Annotated in this window: 21 protein-coding genes and 1 pseudogene; 5 read left to right on the top strand and 17 right to left on the bottom strand. The window is 60.7% G+C overall.

All coding sequences use genetic code 11. The features are described 5' to 3' along the window. Window positions 1–11: 11 nt before the first annotated feature. The 11 genes and pseudogenes from KBX18_RS00695 to rpsH all read right to left on the bottom strand — a co-directional run bounded on the left by KBX18_RS00695 (window position 12) and on the right by rpsH (window position 7,244). Window positions 12–773 (bottom strand): L,D-transpeptidase, encoded by a 762-nt coding sequence (locus KBX18_RS00695; RefSeq protein WP_255994425.1) that lies wholly within the window; start codon window positions 771–773, stop codon window positions 12–14. Between the two features lie 94 nt (window positions 774–867). Further along, on the bottom strand, window positions 868–1,278 hold the full coding sequence (locus tag KBX18_RS00690) for a hypothetical protein (RefSeq protein WP_005286648.1): 411 nt from the start codon (window positions 1,276–1,278) through the stop codon (window positions 868–870). A 79-nt stretch (window positions 1,279–1,357) separates the two neighbouring features. Beyond that, window positions 1,358–2,155 (bottom strand): type I methionyl aminopeptidase, encoded by a 798-nt coding sequence (map, locus tag KBX18_RS00685; RefSeq protein ID WP_255994424.1) that lies wholly within the window; start codon window positions 2,153–2,155, stop codon window positions 1,358–1,360. Then, on the bottom strand, window positions 2,156–2,701 hold the full coding sequence (locus KBX18_RS00680; protein ID WP_005286653.1) for an adenylate kinase: 546 nt from the start codon (window positions 2,699–2,701) through the stop codon (window positions 2,156–2,158). It abuts the gene before it with no gap. Next, entirely contained in the window at window positions 2,701–4,029 is a 1,329-nt protein-coding gene (secY, locus tag KBX18_RS00675; RefSeq protein ID WP_005286656.1) for a preprotein translocase subunit SecY, read from the bottom strand. The genes KBX18_RS00680 and secY overlap by 1 nt, the downstream gene beginning before the upstream one ends. A 447-nt stretch (window positions 4,030–4,476) precedes the next feature. Beyond that, window positions 4,477–4,920 (bottom strand): annotated as a pseudogene (gene rplO, locus KBX18_RS00670) (50S ribosomal protein L15); the annotation flags it as partial. Window positions 4,921–4,922: 2 nt separating this feature from the next. Continuing rightward, a complete protein-coding gene (gene rpmD, locus KBX18_RS00665; protein WP_005286661.1) occupies window positions 4,923–5,108 on the bottom strand; it encodes a 50S ribosomal protein L30 in 186 nt (61 codons plus the stop codon). Window positions 5,109–5,114: 6 nt separating this feature from the next. Further along, window positions 5,115–5,837, bottom strand: coding sequence for a 30S ribosomal protein S5 (rpsE, locus tag KBX18_RS00660; protein WP_005286663.1), 723 nt, complete (start codon window positions 5,835–5,837; stop codon window positions 5,115–5,117). A 46-nt stretch (window positions 5,838–5,883) separates the two neighbouring features. Beyond that, a complete protein-coding gene (rplR, locus tag KBX18_RS00655; protein WP_005286666.1) occupies window positions 5,884–6,288 on the bottom strand; it encodes a 50S ribosomal protein L18 in 405 nt (134 codons plus the stop codon). 3 nt (window positions 6,289–6,291) lie between these two features. Continuing rightward, window positions 6,292–6,828: a 50S ribosomal protein L6 gene (gene rplF, locus KBX18_RS00650; protein ID WP_255994423.1), complete on the bottom strand. Its 537-nt coding sequence runs from the start codon at window positions 6,826–6,828 to the stop codon at window positions 6,292–6,294. Between the two features lie 17 nt (window positions 6,829–6,845). Beyond that, the gene (gene rpsH / locus KBX18_RS00645; RefSeq protein ID WP_005286671.1) at window positions 6,846–7,244 is read right to left on the bottom strand and encodes a 30S ribosomal protein S8; all 399 of its coding nucleotides are present in this window, start codon (window positions 7,242–7,244) and stop codon (window positions 6,846–6,848) included. Between the two features lie 501 nt (window positions 7,245–7,745). Between rpsH and KBX18_RS00640 the strand changes: the two genes are divergently transcribed. Genes KBX18_RS00640 through KBX18_RS00625 form a run of 4 tightly spaced genes read left to right on the top strand, consistent with a single transcriptional unit; the run spans window position 7,746 to window position 10,468 of the window. After that, a complete protein-coding gene (locus KBX18_RS00640; RefSeq protein WP_255994422.1) occupies window positions 7,746–8,231 on the top strand; it encodes a carboxymuconolactone decarboxylase family protein in 486 nt (161 codons plus the stop codon). A 19-nt stretch (window positions 8,232–8,250) separates the two neighbouring features. Next, window positions 8,251–9,249, top strand: a complete 999-nt coding sequence (locus KBX18_RS00635) for an L-lactate dehydrogenase (RefSeq protein ID WP_005286677.1) — start codon at window positions 8,251–8,253, stop codon at window positions 9,247–9,249. A gap of 13 nt (window positions 9,250–9,262) precedes the next feature. Beyond that, window positions 9,263–9,742, top strand: a complete 480-nt coding sequence (locus tag KBX18_RS00630; protein WP_255994421.1) for a hypothetical protein — start codon at window positions 9,263–9,265, stop codon at window positions 9,740–9,742. 33 nt (window positions 9,743–9,775) lie between these two features. After that, on the top strand, window positions 9,776–10,468 hold the full coding sequence (locus tag KBX18_RS00625; RefSeq protein ID WP_255994420.1) for a hypothetical protein: 693 nt from the start codon (window positions 9,776–9,778) through the stop codon (window positions 10,466–10,468). Window positions 10,469–10,551: 83 nt separating this feature from the next. Here KBX18_RS00625 and KBX18_RS00620 read toward each other — a convergent pair whose 3' ends face one another. From KBX18_RS00620 to rplN, 6 genes are all read right to left on the bottom strand, one after another. Then, window positions 10,552–11,955 (bottom strand): FtsX-like permease family protein, encoded by a 1,404-nt coding sequence (locus KBX18_RS00620; RefSeq protein ID WP_005286686.1) that lies wholly within the window; start codon window positions 11,953–11,955, stop codon window positions 10,552–10,554. A gap of 4 nt (window positions 11,956–11,959) precedes the next feature. Next, window positions 11,960–12,682: an ABC transporter ATP-binding protein gene (locus KBX18_RS00615; protein ID WP_005286689.1), complete on the bottom strand. Its 723-nt coding sequence runs from the start codon at window positions 12,680–12,682 to the stop codon at window positions 11,960–11,962. A 240-nt stretch (window positions 12,683–12,922) separates the two neighbouring features. Then, window positions 12,923–14,185 (bottom strand): esterase-like activity of phytase family protein, encoded by a 1,263-nt coding sequence (locus tag KBX18_RS00610; RefSeq protein WP_255994419.1) that lies wholly within the window; start codon window positions 14,183–14,185, stop codon window positions 12,923–12,925. 171 nt (window positions 14,186–14,356) lie between these two features. Further along, window positions 14,357–14,941 carry a 50S ribosomal protein L5 gene (gene rplE, locus KBX18_RS00605; RefSeq protein ID WP_255994418.1) on the bottom strand — a complete coding sequence of 195 codons (585 nt, stop codon included), beginning with the start codon at window positions 14,939–14,941 and terminating at the stop codon, window positions 14,357–14,359. Next, window positions 14,941–15,255, bottom strand: coding sequence for a 50S ribosomal protein L24 (rplX, locus tag KBX18_RS00600; RefSeq protein WP_005286714.1), 315 nt, complete (start codon window positions 15,253–15,255; stop codon window positions 14,941–14,943). Before rplX ends, rplE begins: the two co-directional genes overlap by 1 nt. Next, complete coding sequence (gene rplN, locus KBX18_RS00595) at window positions 15,256–15,624, bottom strand: 50S ribosomal protein L14 (protein ID WP_040423424.1); 369 nt, start codon at window positions 15,622–15,624, stop codon at window positions 15,256–15,258. A 327-nt stretch (window positions 15,625–15,951) separates the two neighbouring features. Here rplN and KBX18_RS00590 point away from each other — a divergent pair, with 327 nt between their 5' ends. After that, a complete protein-coding gene (locus KBX18_RS00590; protein ID WP_005286720.1) occupies window positions 15,952–16,746 on the top strand; it encodes a formate/nitrite transporter family protein in 795 nt (264 codons plus the stop codon). Window positions 16,747–16,751 lie beyond the last annotated feature (5 nt).

The following is a 16,751-nucleotide window of genomic DNA, read 5'->3' as shown; positions in this document are numbered from 1 at the left end:
CGGGTACGCGTTTAGAAAACGTGGACCTGGTCACCGATCTGCAGGGAGTTGAAGTATTGCTCCGCGTCCTGGCGGTGCATTCGGACACAACCATGGGACTTGATGGACGGGTCGCCCTGGTGGAACGCGATGCCGTTGAAAGTGAAGTAGGTAGCAAACGGCATCGGGGCGTTGTTGAACTCCCAAGAGATTTCGTCCTTGACCTTGCGGTTGACGTAGAAGAATCCCTTCGGAGTCTCATGGCCCGGCTTGCCGGAGCCCATGCGGACCGGACCGTAGCTGACCTTACCGCCGCGCTGCAGCCACGTGCGCTGGTTCTTCAGATCAACGCACGCGCGTGCCGACGGCGCACACCCACCCGGCTGCGGAGCCGGGGCCGGGCGCGGCGCCGGAGCCGGCTTCGGTGCCGGAGCCGGGGCAGGTTTTGGCTTCGGGGTCTTCTCGGCGATCAGCCCCGGGGCGATGGCATCGACGAGGCGATCAATGCCGTCGTGAAGCTGCTTTTCCTGTGCCCTGTTGCCGCCGGAAATAGTCGTAGCCGTGTTGCGCAACGCATTGCGGGTGTCCCACACCGCGTTGCGGGCATCACGGTTGATCTGCATGGCTGCTGCTTGGAGAGCCGTTTCCGCATTCTGCAGGAACGGAGAGCTGGACACGTTGACCTGCGGGAGGGCGGGCTGAGCCTGCGCCGGAACGGGAGCCGCGACAAGAGCAGCTGCTACGCCGACGCCGGCCACAAGGGCCCGCACGGAACGGAAGGATGGTTTCTGCATGCGGAAAGTATAACCCGAAACTATTAGTTACGTGAAGTGCAACGGAGAGATACTTGTCCGCGAGCCGCAGAAAGGCTGTGATTAAGCTTGTCGCCTACCACGAAATCTGGAAGATCGGCTTGCCACCACGCTCTTCAGGCGTGAGCGGGCGTTCCGGCTCGGGTGGAACTGGCGTGGGGTTCTCCTCGGCCGGCTCCCCGATCAAGCCCGGGTGGATGAATTCAACAATGTTGTCGATCGCCCCGTGCAGCAGCCCCTCTACTGCAGGGTTGCCGGAGGCAATGGCGGAAGCCTGATCACGCGCAAACTCTCGAGCAGCCCCCAAGATTTCAACGGCATCGAGGTTGCTGGAAGAACCTTCGCGGCCGATCGATGCGCTTATCTGGGCCCCAGAGCTCTGAGCTGACGCGGCATCCGCCTCGGCAACGGCGGGTGCCGCAGACACGGCTACGGCAGTACTGACAGCAATGACGAAAGTGCGATGTTTACGGGAAGAAGTGAACATGCTAAAAGCTTAACGCCTAGACATACTAAACGCATACATAAACGCGAAATTGTATTCACGTTGAATAACTTTGCTGGTTCTACCCTGCCCGCGGCGTCAAAATTCGCGGTCCGTTTTCAGTCGCAGCGACAGTGTGCTCCCAGTGAGCAGCCGGTGAGCCATCAGCGGTAACGACCGTCCAGTCATCCTCCAGGACGACCGAATCGGTCTCACCCCCCAGAATGAGCATCGGTTCAATCGCCAGCACCGACCCTGCCTGAATCAGCGGGCCACGGCCAGGCCGGCCTTCATTCTCCAGGTACGGGTCTTCGTGCATCGCGCGGCCAATACCGTGGCCGCCGTAACCGGCGAGAATTCCCAATTCAACACCGAATGCCTGTTCAGCGCGACGGGTGGCTTGCTCGAGCGCGTGGGAGACGTCGGTAAGCCTGTTACCCGGCACCATCGCCTGCAGGCCTTCTTCAAGTACCTGCTCGGTTGCGCGATTGAGCTTATCGACGTCCGCAGACAGCTCCCCCACCCCGAAGCTCCACGCCGAGTCACCGACCCAGCCGTCGAATGTCGCGCCGCAGTCAATGGATACTAGATCGCCGTCAGCCAGAACGATGTTCTTCCCCGGGATGCCGTGGACGACGACATCGTTCACGGACGCGCAGATCGATCCAGGAAAACCGTTGTATCCCTTGAACGTCGGAATGGCACCGTGGTCGCGGATGACCTGCTCCGCCACAGTGTCTAGATCCAGCGTGGTAGAGCCTGCGACTGCCGCCTTGCGCACTTCTTGCAGCGCGATGCCGACGATCTTGCCGGCCTCCTCCATCGCATCGAGCTCACCCGGCGTTTTCGCCGGGATCGCCCGCTTCCGGCCGAACAGCATTTACTGGCCCAGACGCTCCATAGTGCGGGCGTTGACCTCTTCAACCTCACCGTCCGCATCAATGTTGATCAAGGCATCACCGTAGTGATCGATCAGCGGAGAGGTCTCATCGCGGTAGACCTGCAGACGGGTGCGAATGGTCTCCTCGTTGTCATCGGCGCGCCCGCGGGCGAGCATGCGCTCAACGACAACATCCTCGTCCACCTGGTAATTGATCACACCGTCGAGCTTTTGGCCCTGACGGTCAAGTAGCTCCGCGAGGATCTCGGCTTGCTCGACGGTGCGCGGGAAGCCGTCGAGAAGCCATCCGTTTTCCGCGTCCTGCTCGGCCAAACGTTCTTCGACCATGCGCGCGGTGACCTCAGTGGGCACCAGCTTGCCCGCGTCGATGTACTCCTTCGCCTCCACGCCAAGCGGAGTGCCTTCGCCGATGTTCGCGCGGAACAGATCGCCCGTGGAGATGTGGGGGATGTTCAGCTTCTCGGAGAGAATTGCTGCTTGGGTACCTTTGCCGGCACCGGGAGGGCCAAGGAGAACGAGACGCATTATTTCAACAGTCCTTCGTAGTTGGATTGCAGTAGCTGGGATTCAATTTGCTTCACCGTGGTCAGTGCCACGGACACCATAATCAGGATAGCCGTACCACCGAACGCGGACATGCCCATGTTGCCACTACCGCCGACACCCAGATCCAAAGCGATGTTCGGAAGAATGGCGATCAGGCCGAGGTAGATGGCGCCAACGAAGAGCAGACGATTCATCACAAATGCCAGGTACTCCGCAGTCGGGCGGCCCGGACGAATGCCCGGGATGAAGCCGCCGTACTTCTTCATGTTGTCGGCCTGCTCGTTCGGGTCGTACTGGATAGACACGTAGAAGTAGGCGAAGAAAATGATCAGGGTGAAGTAGATCAGGATGTACTGCCAGGATCCCGGGTTCTGCAACCACGCCATAACGTTGGACATCCACCAGTTGTCTGGCGGAACCGGCTTGTCGGAGTTGACAATCTGGGTGATCAAAACCGGGACATACATCAGCGAGGAGGCAAAGATCACCGGGATCACACCGGCCTGGTTGACCTTCAGCGGCAGGTAGGTGGAAGTGCCACCGTACTGGCGGCGTCCCACCATGCGCTTCGCGTACTGCACCGGAATGCGGCGCTGGCCCTGCTCGATGAACACGATGCCGACCACGAGAAGAATCACAGCCGCGACAACCACCGCGAACACGACCGGTCCGGACTGGCTGTAGATGGACGCACCATCCGTGGGAAGGCGGGTGGCGATACCGGCGAAGATGAGCAGCGACATACCGTTGCCCACCCCCTTTTCAGTGATGATCTCGCCGAGCCACATGATCAGGATCGCACCGGAGGTCATCACAATGACCATCATGATCAGCGTCCAAATGGTGCGATCCTCCACCAGGACCGGAACGCCGCTACCCAAGAGCTGCTCACGGTCCGCCAGTGCCACGATCCCGGCAGACTGCAACAGTGCGAGCGCCACCGTGAGGTAACGCGTGTACTGCGTCATCTTGGTCTGGCCGGCCTGGCCTTCCTTCTTCAGCTCCTCGAAGCGCGGAATGACCACTGTCAGCAGCTGGGTGATGATCGACGCCGTAATGTACGGCATAATGCCGATGGCGAAGATGGATAGCTGCAGCAGCGCACCCCCCGAGAACAAGCTGATCACGGAGAAGATGTTCGACTCTCCGCTCTCCGTCAGAGCGGAGAGACGCTCCGCGATGATCGCGTAGTCGACTCCCGGGGTGGGGATCTGCGCACCGATGCGGTACAGAACAATCAGCGCAATAGTGATCAGGATCTTCTTGCGTAGATCGGCGTCCTTGAACGCTTGAACAATGGCTGACACGTGGCCTCCTGGCTTCTCTGGCCGTGGCAGCACCAGAGAAGATTGCGGACAGTTATGTACGGTTCGCACCCGGCACACACACCGGGGCATATTTGACTTGTTCACCCTAGCAGGTGCACCGGACAAACCATGAAACGGCAACTAGTACAAGGCCTTTTCCGTGGGCTTCTCACCGCGTCCGTGGCACACCCCTGCCTGCGAACCGAGCGATAAGACCTCGGCGCCACAATGATCCCGCGGCGTGAAAAATCCCCACGACGGCGGAAATGAATCCGTCATCGCGGGGATGGACGTGGAGCTTTCGAGGGGTTAGTTCTCCTCGTCAGCCTCGTCTGCTGCCGGCCTTGTCATGGAGGCCGTGCCCGTCAACGGGTCAGACTCCTTGACGCCCTGAGCGTCAGCGGCATCAGCCGCGGCGTCCGTCTGGACAGCCGTGGCGCGGGACACTGCCTCGGTGGTGGTGCCACCAGCGGCAGTGATCTTCTCCGACGCGGACTTGGAGAACTTCTCGGCGGTGATGTTCAGCTTGACGCTGATCTCACCGTCACCGAGCACCTTCACCGGCTGGTTCTTGCGAACCAGGCCAGCGTCAGCAATGTCAGCGGTGGTGACGGTGCCGCCCTCCGGGAAGGCCTTTGCCAGGTCGGAAACGTTGACAACCTGGTAGATGACCTTGTTCGGGTTCTTGAAGCCCTTCAGCTTCGGCAGGCGCATGTGAAGCGGCATCTGGCCACCTTCGAATGCTGCCGACACCTGCTTGCGGGCCTTGGTGCCCTTGGTACCGCGGCCAGCGGTCTTACCCTTGGACGCCTCACCGCGGCCGACACGGGTCTTCGCCTTGTTTGCACCCTCAGCCGGGCGCAGATCATGGAGCTTGATTACTTCAGCCATGTTTACTCCCCTGCTACTTCTTCGACGGTGACCAGGTGGCGCACCTTGAGGATCATGCCGCGAGTAGCGTCATTGTCCTTCTTGACCACGGAGTGGCCAATCTTGCGCAGACCCAGAGCCTCAATGTTCTTGCGGGTCGTCGGCTTCTCACCGACGAGACCGTGGTTCAAAGTGATCTTCAGTGCCATGGTGGGTTACGCCTCCTGTCCTGCGCGTGCACGCAGCATACGGGCCGGAGCGACCTCCTCGATGGACTTGCCGCGGCGTGCAGCAACTTCCTCGGGGCGGACGAGTTCCTTCAGGCCGGCAACGGTGGCCTGAACCACGTTGAGGGCGTTGTCGGAACCGAGGGACTTGGCCAGGATGTCCTGGACACCAGCGCACTCGAGCACCGGGCGGGCAGCGCCGCCGGCGATGACACCGGTACCGGGAGCTGCCGGGCGGAGCATCACGATGCCCGCTGCGGCCTCGCCCTGGACCGGGTGAGGGATGGTGCCGCCGATCATCGGGACGCGGAAGAAGTTCTTGCGAGCCTCTTCAGCACCCTTCTGAATTGCGGCCGGAACTTCCTTGGCCTTGCCGTAGCCGACACCGACCATGCCCTGGCCGTCGCCGACGACCACGAGTGCGGTGAAGGACATGTTGCGGCCACCCTTAACGGTCTTGGCCACACGGTTGATGGTCACGACGCGCTCGATGTACTTGTCGCGCTCGTCGTCGCGGCCACCGCGATCGTTGCGGCGGTCGTCACGGCGGCCGCGGCCACCGCGGTCGCCTCGGTCATTACGGTCACCGCGGCCGTTACGGTCGCCGCGACCGCGGTTGTCGTTGTTGTCCGTTGCAGCGTTGTCTGCTGCAGCGTTCTGGTTCTGGTCCTCGGCGGATGCTCCGCCTTCACGCTGTTCACGCTCGGCCATTACGCGATCCTTCCGTTGATGTTTGCGAACTTTGCTGCGGTGATCATTAGAACTTCAAACCACCTTCGCGGGCTGCGTCTGCAAGCGCTGCGACGCGGCCGTGGTACTTGTAACCGGCGCGGTCGAAAACGACCTCGTCGATGCCAGCTGCCTTGGCACGCTCGGCGATCAGCTCGCCGACCTTCGCTGCCTTGGCCTTCTTGTCGCCCTCAACGCCGCGCACGTCCTCTTCCATGGAGGAAGCGGAGACCAGGGTGTGGCCTGCCAGGTCGTCGATGACCTGGACGTGCATGTGGCGGGAGCTGCGGTGCACGACGAGACGCGGGGTCTCCGGGGTGCCACGCAGGGTCTTGCGGATGCGGTTGTGGCGGCGGACGCGTGCTTCGCGGCGGCGGGTAGCAATGTCCCGGCCGACCGGGGTGCGCTTCTGAGTGTTTGCTTCAGTGCTCATTGTTTACTTACCCGTCTTTCCGACCTTGCGGCGAATCTGCTCACCCTCGTAGCGGATGCCCTTACCCTTGTACGGGTCATCCTTACGGAGGCGGCGGATGTTCGCGGCAATCTGGCCAACCTGCTGCTTGTTGATGCCTTCGATGGAGAACTTGGTGTTGCCGTCGACAGCGAAGGTGACGCCTTCCGGTGCCTGAATCAGAATCGGGTGCGAGTAGCCGAGGGAGAACTCAAGGTCCTTGCCCTTCTGCTGCACGCGGTAACCGACGCCGAAGATCTCCATGTTGATCTTGTAGCCCTCGGTCACGCCGACAACGCAGTTGTTGATCAGCGAGCGGGACAGACCGTGGAGGGAGCGGTTGGTGCGGTGGTCGTCCGGACGGGAGACCACGATCTGGTTGTCTTCAACAGCAGCGGTGATCGGCTCCGGAACGTCCACGGACAGGGTGCCCTTCGGGCCCTTGACCTCGACGTGCTGGCCGTCGATCTTGGTTTCGACGCCGCTGGGGATAGCGATGGGTGCGTTACCTACACGAGACATGTTTTAACAAACCTCCCTTACCAGACGTAGGCGAGGACTTCCCCACCTACACCCTTCTCCTGGGCCTGGCGGTCCGTCAGCAGACCCTGGGACGTGGAGATGATGGCCACGCCCAGGCCGCCGAGAACCTGCGGCAGGTCGCCGGACTTCGCGTAGACGCGCAGACCAGGCTTGGACACACGGCGCAGGCCAGCGATGGAAGACTCGCGGGACGGGCCGTACTTCAGGTCGAGGGACAGGGTCTTGCCGACCTTTTCTTCCTCAACCGTGTAGTCAGCGATGTAGCCCTCCTGCTTGAGGATCTCCGCGATGTTGACCTTCAACTTCGAGGAGGGCATGGACACGGTCTCGTGGTGCGCGTTGTTAGCGTTGCGCACGCGAGACAGCATGTCCGCAATAGGATCTGTCATGGTCATAGTTGACCGTTTACCTTTCTCGTTGCGGTTCCCGTGACCCACCTGCGTTATCCGCGTGTTTTGTCGGGGGCTACTACAGCTACTTGGGGGCGCTCCTTGCCGCTTAGTAACGGAAGGTGCTCGCCGCCACCCTTCATACGGTCCGCATTATGGCGGGGGGCCTGCAACAATGTCGGATTGTCACGTTCAAAAACGGCTCTGAGGCGCATTCGTGCTTCGCGCTCAGGTCCGTCGGTCAACCATACAGGTCAGCGCCTGAAAAGCACAAATCGCTTATTCGATGAGGATGGGCTGGCCCGCTACGCCGAGGAGTACCGCGGCCTTCTTTCTCGGGGCATCAAGCCGTTGGTCACTCTCCACCACTTCGGCCAGCCACTGTGGCCTGCATTATCGGAGCAGTCCTGGCGCTCACCATTCGCTCCTCCCGCTAACCGGCCGCGGCCGTGATGAGTTAGCTTTCCCACACAGCACGCCGGAGCTGGGAAGACTAGGCTCGGAAATATGACCGAGCCATCCGAGACACCTAGGAAGCAACTCAGGGGCGACGCGATGCGCTCGCTGCTGCCCATGGTGAAATACACCTCGCAAAATGTGCCGGAAGACTACCGCCACCTCGTCTCATTGCGTGCCTCGGTCTTGAATGATTGCCGCGCGTGCATCGCCACCCACCGCCGCGACGCACGCAAAGACGGCCGGTCCGAGGAGGGCATCCTCAAAGCAGAGCGGTGGACCAACAACAGCGATGCGTTCAGTGAGGACGAGCAACTGGTCCTTTCGCTTACCGACGCGATAACCCACATCGACGGCGACGAATCGGTTCCGGATGACCTGTGGGATGCTGCCGTCGAAAAGCTCGGCGAAGAAGAGACACTAAACCTGCTGGTCAGCATTGTGGCCATCAACTCTTTCAACCGAGTCAGCATCGCTACCCGCACAGATCCGAAACGGATCGAAGGAACCACTGAGTTTGACCTGTGCCGTGACTAACCACCCCGAAGGAGCACCCATGACCCACCCGCACGAAAACCGCGAGATCACCAACAGCCCGACTGCCGGAAACAAAGTCGTCCTCATCGGCGCCGGTGACGTCGGCATCGCCTACGCATACGCGCTGGTCAACCAGGGCCTGTGCGACCACCTGGCCATCATCGACCTCAACGAGGAAAAGACGTGGGGCCACGTCCAGGACCTCAACCACGCCGTTCCGTGGTCCGGACACAACACACGCGTGACCGTGGGCACCTACGAGGACTGCCGCGACGCTGCGCTCGTGGTCAACTGCGCCGGTGTCGCTCAGCGCGACGGTGAAACCCGCCTCGACCTTGTGGCACGCAACCTGAAGATTTTCGAATCCATCGTCGGCGAGGTCATGAAGCATGGCTTCAACGGCATCTTCCTCGTGGCTACCAACCCTGTCGATGTTCTGGCCTACGCCACCTGGAAGTTCTCCGGCCTGCCGTCGCGCCAGGTGATCGGCTCCGGCACCATCCTGGACACCGCCCGTTACCGTCACTCTCTCGGCGAGTACTTCGGGATTTCCTCCAACTCCGTCCACGCCTACGTCATCGGCGAGCACGGCGACACCGAACTGCCCGTCATCTCCGCTGGCTCCGCGGCAGGTGTCTCCCTGCGCGAGCGCCTGCGCCGCCTGGCTGAGGAAGACGACAATGCCTCCAACGAGATGGACACCATCTTCGAGGAGACTCGCGACGCCGCCTACAACATCATCCGCGCCAAGGGTTCCACCAGCTTCGGTATCGGTGGCGGCCTCGCTCGCATCACCAAGGCGGTCTTCCACAACGAGGACGTAGTTCTGCCGGTCAGCGCCCTGCTCGAAGGTGAGTACGGTGAGAACGACATCTACATTGGCACCCCCGCCGTGATCAACCGCACCGGCATCCGCGATGTTGTCGAACTGCATCTCGACGAGACCGAAACGCAGCAGTTCCAGCACTCCGCTAACACTCTGCGCGACGTCATGAACAGCTCCGGGCTGACCTCGTAAGCGTTTTCCCCGCATGAGCGAACCCGCACGCACCTTCGATGTGGTCGTTGAGCTGTTCAGCTATGTTTTCATGGTGATCGGCAACCTCCACATCGAAGAGGACGCGGAGCTGGATTTTTCCCGCTATCCAACGGTGGGATTCTGCCCCGGATCAATCTGCATTGGTGGGCCGTCCCCCGAAGACAGTGAAACGATCAAAGCCACCTTCACCATCGCTGACAGCTATAGCGAATGGGATGATTCCTTTGCCACTCACACCATCCACGTCGACGAAGAGGGCATCACGATTGTCGATGCGGTAGAAACGTCCATCGATGGGCCCCAAGACCACGTGGATTACAGCTACCGTCTGCCCTGGACAGGCTGGACAACGCTGCAGTTTCGCGCCCCGGACGGGTTCTACACCTACGAAGAGAACCTTAAAACACCGCGTTCACTTGAGGTCCTCGTCACTCCTGCGCCGGACCACAAGCCTTCCGTCGTGAAGCTATAAGCGGGCGACAGCCAAACCGAAACGAGACGAGACATGGGAAACACCGACCTGATCATCCACAAGCCCAACGCGCCCCTGGCCATGCCTAACCAAGAGATGATCGAGGCTGTTGTGGCCGCGTCCGACGGACCACTTGCCGCAGACAAACAATTGGAACAGCTGCGCGATCAAGTCCTGGAGCAGAACCGTGACCTGATTGACCACGGACGCCTCTACCCAGATGGCACCGGACTTCGAGGCGACCGCTGCCTCGTTGTGGACGTGCACGACGTGGTGGTCAGCTTGGTGGCCCACCGCCTGTCACAGATCGCCGCGGACATGGGGTTGGTCGTCGTCTTCGAGTTAGGCGACCTTGTGTTGGCCTACGGCGACGACACTCCAGACATGTTCATCCGCACATACAACTGGGACATTGCCTGGGCTTCTCCTCGTGCATTGTCTCAGTGGTTGACCAGCGTGACCAATGAAATGATCTACTTCCACGACCATGGGCGCGAGGACGTGGACTTCCTCATCGTCGGAGAAACGCATGACGGCGATCAGTACATCCAGACCATGTACCAGCCCGCCGAGGGGGCGTACCTAGTGGAAGTCCGCGACGGTGGCCCCGACGCCCACTACCGGGCAATGATCGCCAGCTACGACGAGACCCTTGCAGCCTTCGAGACGTGGATGGCCACGCGCGAACGCCTACCGCAGGTTGACTGGACACTTATCGACATGTAGCCAGAAGCATCGTGCTCACGCGTCTGTGTGGCGAACTTCCTTGCCGTCGGGCGGGATCGGTGACCTGCTCACCCCCGCCAAGGTCAGACTCCCCCACCCCGGAGTTGCGCGCTCGGCCCATTGCGGAGCGGTCCGATCGTGGGGATGGCCAAGATGAGGAAAAGCAATAACCACGCCCCGAGCATGCCAAGCGACATCATCTTAAACGGCCACTCGACAACCGGTGGTCCATTGAGAGCAGTCGCGGTTGCGAAGGCACAGACCACGCCACCCACAACCACTGGGACAGCTGCGACCAATGTCGCTGCAAGCGACATCGCGAAACTCTCCGCCCCGATCAGCGCGATCACCTGCCGCGGAGACATTCCGGCAGATTGTAGGAGAGCAACTTCATGCCCGCGTCCGCGCGCGGACAGTGCGACAACGGCGGCGCTGGTAGCGAACATCGACACAATCACAACGGCGATAATGATCCAAGTATCGGTCATGTTGGTTTCCGCCCCCGGTTCGAGAATCTGGACGACTGCTCCAACCGAACCCAATGCGCACAACAGCAGCCCGACGCCGCCAAGACCTGCAGCCAACGGCGCGATTGTGGTCACGTTCATGCGCGACCGTGCTGCTGCTGCACGGGTACCCAGTGCCGAAACGACCAGGTCAGTAACATCAAAAACTTTGTGCAGAACTCGAAAGAGGAATCCCACTATCTCTGGGCACATCAGGTAAACGCCGATCAAGGCGCTGGCACCTGCGTTGAAGGCGAGGTTGATGATTGGGGCTAGCCCCGCAGAAGCGAGCTGCTGGTCCAGTTTCGAGGCCGCGACGAGCGCCACAGCAATCAGGAGAAAGAACGAACCGCTGACGATCCGCAGCACCGACGATGTGGATTTGTGGTCCGGTTGCTGAACCGTACGCAAAGCGACACCGGGTTGTATGCGGGATGCCCGGTACGCAGGCACCACACCACCCACGATGGCCGTAGCGACACTGATGATGACGACCACGAGCGGAGCCCACAGCGCGACAGTGAACCGCGGCATGTCTACGGCTGGGGACACCGCGCCATCGAATGCAGGGAGTGCCCAGAAACTTAGAAGAGTCGAGGCGATCGCCCCCATCATGGCTCCGCAGAAACTCACGATCAGCAAAATGTACAGCGTGGACAGAAACACTGCGCGCGGTGATGCCCCAAGCAAAAGCCACAGCGCGTGGGTATGCCGGGAAGCGTGAACGCTTGCTTTCCCCACAACTGTCAGAGCGACCCACGACACCAACGCGATCACGACGTAAATGGTGATGGAAAGGATTTGATACTCGGCTAGTGGGGCGCCTGCGGCAGCCACCGCGTCACGGAACTGCGGGGTCATAGTCCAGGCGTACTGGTGCACGCACAGCCCAATCATCGTGGAGATCACGCCGACCACGGCCATGGCTGGCGTCCATTCACGCCATCCGTCGGCGAACATCTTCAGAACATAGCGCTGCATCTGATTACTCTCCGAGGCTCGAGATGATAGCCAGTAGCTCCTGGCTGGTCGTTCTCCCAACTGCCCCAGCCACCTGACCGTCGTGCATGACAATGACGTTGTCTGCCATTGCCGCAGCCTCCAGATCGTGGGTGACCATGACGATCATCTGTCCCTCGTCCGCCATGCGTCGGAGGGTGTTCAGCACGATTCCAGTGCTCTGCGAATCCAACGCGCCTGTCGGCTCGTCAGCGAAGACGATGTCTGGCCGTCGCGCTAGCGCCCGGCACAGCGCGGTCCTTTGTTGCTCGCCGCCGGACAATGTCCGGGCCGGCGCGTCGCGCCGCGCGCCTAGATGGAATGCCTCTATCAAGCCGTTGACTACGCGGCGGGGAACGTTCTCCCGGTTCAGGCGAAAAGGAAGCGTGATGTTCTCTTCAACGGAGAGAAAGGGAACGAGATTGTACTGCTGGAAGACGAACCCGATGCTCGTACGCAGCATCCGGGCCCGGTCGCTCGCGGACTGGCGGTAAATGTCCTGCCCGTTAATACTGACAAAGCCTGACGATGGTTCGTCGAGACCACTCAAACACATGAGCAACGACGATTTTCCGGATCCAGAGTGCCCAACTATCGCGGTGAGGCCGCCACCGTGCAGTTCAAGATTGCATCCGCGCAGTATTTCAGTAGTTGTCGGCCCCGATTGAACATCTCGTCGAACGTCGCTGGCGGTGAGTGTCGCGGTCATCAAAGTCTCCCTGGCAAGTACACATCTGTCGTGCGGGGCACATCCCCTATCAAGAGTCCACCGGTGTTCTCACCGAACCGGCATACAGACTCAGCCATTCTTACTCAAACGTGCCCTGCCCGGTAGTGATCGGGTTGAGATCTTTCTCCACATTCGATGTGAGTTCCGTGCATGCCGGGCATGACGCGGGAGAGCACAGCTTGCCCCACTTTGCTCGCACAGGCACCGTGGAAGCACGTGTTAGCGCACGGCAAGCAGGTGCATCAGCGTCGACTGGGAATCGTTGAAGTTGTCGTCAGTGACGACCACCATCGAGCGGCCACCGTTCGCAGCCGCGTTCTTCGGCCCCCAGGCGAGGCCCTCGACGTTGTCGGGGTGGGGCTTTTGCTTGTCAAAGTCGAAAACGAGGGTCTTGGACGCGGTCTTCTCCAAGCCGGTGAGTGCTTCGGTGCCCAGCACATCATCCGCGCCCTCAAGGTCCAGCGTGTAGATCTGCGCCATGTTCGTCTTGGTGGCTTCGTTGAATCCGCGCTCGAGCATGAACAGGTTGCCGTTCTCGTCGGCAAGCAAAGACGTCACCCCGCGGCCCGGGCTCACACGAACTGCGTGCTCTTTGACGGCTTTACCGGAGTTCAGATCGTACACCGTGATGCGGGCAAGGGAGCTGTGGGTCTCAGAGTTCTCCGGTCCATCTTGAGCGAGAGCATCCTCGTTAATGGTGATCATCGTCTTCCCATCAGCGAGAACCGCCATCGCCTCTGGACCCTTGTTGTTGTACACACCCTTTGTTCCCTTTTCATCGGGAGCGTGGTGCGCTGGAGCGTCGATGCGCCGGACTTCCTTCCCATCCGGCGTGGACTCAATGATCTGTGGGGCGATGAACGTGCCCTTGTCGGCTGAGCCTTCGGTGGTCCACAGGTAGTTTCCGTTCGGCAGCAAGCGGATTTCCTCGGGGTCGAGGTAATCGGAATACTCGCTCCCGTCCGCCTGCGTGAACCTGACCTCTCCGTCTTGCGTGAAGGTCTTTCCACCATCAGTCGTCTTGAAGTAGTACGCGCGAATCGGACCGTGCTCCTTCTTGTCGTCCGAGATAGCAATGTAGCGGTCCTGGTCGACGAGCTCGATGCCGCTGAGCCCGCCGATTGCCTTCTCATTGTTCCCTTCGCTGAAGTCGAAGCGATTCAGGTACTCAGCGTGAGGCTTCTCATCCCCCGGTTTGCGGGAAGAACCACCGGGTGCAGACCCGCCCTTCTGCCCCGCTGCCGCATTGATGATTGCCTGCACGATGAACGCACTCAGCCCACCGAGGGCCGCAGCGATTCCGGCGACAGCGAGCAGCGCTGCCGGTATGGGTACTTTCACACCGTTGATCACGACGTCCTGCTGTGGCAGGGCGCCGATCTCCAGCGGTGCGGGTGCCGCTTCAGCGGGCTGGACAGTTGCGGTAGTTAAAGACAGGGCGGTGGCGGCTGCGATAACCGCACGGGCTGGACGACGGGACATGCGAGCGCTCCTCGGGCAGACGGCAGAGTTGGCAGAACTGGCAGAACTGGCAGAACCAGCCCCCACCCTAATTCGAGATGCCTGCCGCAGCACGGGGAGCAACTGCCCGAACGCAAAACGCCCCCGCGACCACGGTGTGAAACCGGGTAGCGGGGGGCGTCGATAAGCAGTTTACGGGCGCTGCATCTTGCCGTCCTTGTCCTTGAACGGGAAGCCGAAGTGGCGCAGCAGCGCACGGCCTTCCTCGTCGTTGACCGCGGAGGTCACCACGGTGATGTCCATACCGCGCGGACGGTCAACCTTGTCCACGTCGATCTCGTAGAACATGGTCTGCTCGGCGAGGCCGAAGGTGTAGTTGCCGTTGCCGTCGAACTGGGTGTCCGACAGGCCGCGGAAGTCACGAATACGCGGAAGAGCAACCGTCAGCAGACGGTCGAGGAACTCCCACATGCGGTCGCCGCGCAGGGTGACCTTCGCGCCGATCGGCATGCCTTCACGCAGCTTGAAGTTAGCGATGGACTTCTTCGCGCGACGCAACTGCGGCTTCTGGCCGGTGATCGCGGTGAGATCCTCGAGCGCACCGTTGATCATCTTCGAGTCGCGGGCAGCGTCGCCCACACCCATGTTCACGACGATCTTGGTGATGCCCGGGATCTGCATGACGTTGTCGTAACCGAACTCGTCAGCGAGCTTGCCGCGGATCTCGTCCTGGTAACGCGTCTTCAGGCGCGGAGTGTAGTTCTGAATCTCAGTCATTAGATGTCCTCCCCGTTCGACTTGGCCACGCGGACCTTCTTGCCGTCCTCGTCGAAGCGGTAGCCAACGCGGGTCGGGGTGCCCTCGGAGTCAAGGATCATCACGTTGGACACGTGGATCGGAGCCTCCTGGGTGACAATGCCGCCGGACTCAGCGCCGCGCTCGTTGTACGAGTTAGCAACGTGCTTCTTCACACGGTTCACGCCCTCGACCAGGACACGCTCACGCTTCGGGTACGCCTCGATGACGCGACCCTGAGCGCCCTTGTCCTTACCGGCGATGACCTGGACCATATCGCCCTTCTTGATCTTCAACTAGATCACCTCCGGTGCGAGAGAAACGATCTTCATGAACTTCTTGTCGCGCAGCTCACGAGCAACCGGGCCGAAGATGCGGGTACCGCGCGGCTCAGTGTCGTTCTTGATCAGAACAGCTGCGTTCTCGTCGAACGAGATGTAGGAGCCGTCCGGACGACGGGTCTCCTTCTTGGCGCGCACGACGACGGCGCGGACAATCTCGCCCTCTTTCACGTTGCCGCCGGGGGCGGCTTCCTTCACGGTGGCGACAATCGTGTCGCCGATACCGGCGAAGCGTCGAACAGAACCGCCGAGGACACGGACGCACAGAATCTCACGTGCACCAGTGTTGTCGGCGACCTTCAGACGCGATTCCTGCTGAATCACTTTTGGTCTCCTGACCTGGATCAATGTGCGCCAGATTTCCGTCCTGAACGCACGTGGTCAATTGCTTTTTGCGCCTTCGCTTATCGACGGACCTCGTCCACTACAACGAGGCCGAAGGGTCTCGGCCATTCCGCTCGGAAACGCGCGTCGTGGCCGACCAGCTCCAGGCAACTGATGTATTAAAGCACGTCAACAGGTGTTGGACCAAATCATCCCAGCATGGTTAGGCTGTCGCTGCCTACGCCCCGCAAGAAGGGGGCCGAGATCACACTAAGACGTTGATCAAACCGCAGCTCAAACGTATTAAATACCGCTAATGTTGAGGGCATGAACTTCCACAAAACAGCACCAGGCATCATCGGCAGAAAACTGGACCTGTTCTCCACTGAACCGTCCCGGTTCGCAGTACGCGCGATCATGGCTGGCGTCTACCTCGGAATCATGACGTCCTTCGCCGCGGCGACCGGAACGATCATGGAAAGCTACGCCCCGGGCTGGGGCGGCTATGTCTTCGCGGCCATCTTCGCAACGACGCTGTACATCATCATCGTCTTGCAAGGCGAGCTCGCCACCGGCGACATGATGTTCATGACCTACGGGGCGGTGACCAAGCACGTGTCCGTCCTACGCGGGTTGGCGCTGATCCTGTTCGTCACACTCTTCAACTTGGTCGGTGCCGTGGTGGTGTGTTGGCTGATCTCCCATACGGTGTTCATGGGCAACATCGACCCCGAAACCCGCCTGCTGCACACCGTGCTGGAAAACAAACTCGCGAAGCCCACAGGGGGTTTGTTCGTCGAGGCGATTCTGGCGAACATGGTGGTCAACATCGCGTTCATGATGTCCACGCAGGCTGGCCAAGATTTCTCCGCCAAATTGCTCGGCATCATCGTGGTCATTCCGGCGTTCGCCGCGATGAGCTACGAGCACTCGATCGCGAACTTCGTGATGGTCCAACTCGGCGGCTTCGTTTACGGGCCCGAGACGATCGACGGGTTCACCATTGCCAATATTCTGCGCAACTGGTCCGTGGTGTGGCTGGGCAACATGGTGGGCGGCGGCCTGATTATGGGCGGCGTATACGGCTGGCTGAATCTGACCAAGACTGAGTACAAGGATTAACTTTC

Source organism: Corynebacterium sp. CCUG 69979 (genome assembly GCF_024454095.1).
In the GTDB taxonomy this organism is placed as follows: Bacteria; Actinomycetota; Actinomycetes; order Mycobacteriales; family Mycobacteriaceae; genus Corynebacterium; species Corynebacterium genitalium.
Note: the sequence above shows the minus strand (reverse complement) of the source record. Positions and strands in the feature narration are given on the sequence as shown.

Bases quoted from the DNA above. Each gene is read 5' to 3' on its own strand.
- KBX18_RS00590 (WP_005286720.1), top strand. From the start codon at position 15,952: ATGAACTTCCACAAAACAGCACCAGGCATCATCGGCAGAAAACTGGAC.
- KBX18_RS00620 (WP_005286686.1), bottom strand. From the start codon at position 11,955: ATGCAGCGCTATGTTCTGAAGATGTTCGCCGACGGATGGCGTGAATGG.
- rpsH (WP_005286671.1), bottom strand. From the start codon at position 7,244: ATGACCATGACAGATCCTATTGCGGACATGCTGTCTCGCGTGCGCAAC.
- KBX18_RS00635 (WP_005286677.1), top strand. From the start codon at position 8,251: ATGACCCACCCGCACGAAAACCGCGAGATCACCAACAGCCCGACTGCC.
- KBX18_RS00630 (WP_255994421.1), top strand. From the start codon at position 9,263: ATGAGCGAACCCGCACGCACCTTCGATGTGGTCGTTGAGCTGTTCAGC.
- KBX18_RS00615 (WP_005286689.1), bottom strand. From the start codon at position 12,682: ATGACCGCGACACTCACCGCCAGCGACGTTCGACGAGATGTTCAATCG.
- KBX18_RS00640 (WP_255994422.1), top strand. From the start codon at position 7,746: ATGACCGAGCCATCCGAGACACCTAGGAAGCAACTCAGGGGCGACGCG.
- rplR (WP_005286666.1), bottom strand. From the start codon at position 6,288: ATGAGCACTGAAGCAAACACTCAGAAGCGCACCCCGGTCGGCCGGGAC.
- rplE (WP_255994418.1), bottom strand. From the start codon at position 14,941: ATGACTGAGATTCAGAACTACACTCCGCGCCTGAAGACGCGTTACCAG.
- KBX18_RS00690 (WP_005286648.1), bottom strand. From the start codon at position 1,278: ATGTTCACTTCTTCCCGTAAACATCGCACTTTCGTCATTGCTGTCAGT.
- KBX18_RS00625 (WP_255994420.1), top strand. From the start codon at position 9,776: ATGGGAAACACCGACCTGATCATCCACAAGCCCAACGCGCCCCTGGCC.
- KBX18_RS00695 (WP_255994425.1), bottom strand. From the start codon at position 773: ATGCAGAAACCATCCTTCCGTTCCGTGCGGGCCCTTGTGGCCGGCGTC.
- KBX18_RS00610 (WP_255994419.1), bottom strand. From the start codon at position 14,185: ATGTCCCGTCGTCCAGCCCGTGCGGTTATCGCAGCCGCCACCGCCCTG.
- rplF (WP_255994423.1), bottom strand. From the start codon at position 6,828: ATGTCTCGTGTAGGTAACGCACCCATCGCTATCCCCAGCGGCGTCGAA.
- map (WP_255994424.1), bottom strand. From the start codon at position 2,155: ATGCTGTTCGGCCGGAAGCGGGCGATCCCGGCGAAAACGCCGGGTGAG.
- rpsE (WP_005286663.1), bottom strand. From the start codon at position 5,837: ATGGCCGAGCGTGAACAGCGTGAAGGCGGAGCATCCGCCGAGGACCAG.
- KBX18_RS00680 (WP_005286653.1), bottom strand. From the start codon at position 2,701: ATGCGTCTCGTTCTCCTTGGCCCTCCCGGTGCCGGCAAAGGTACCCAA.
- rpmD (WP_005286661.1), bottom strand. From the start codon at position 5,108: ATGGCACTGAAGATCACTTTGAACCACGGTCTCGTCGGTGAGAAGCCG.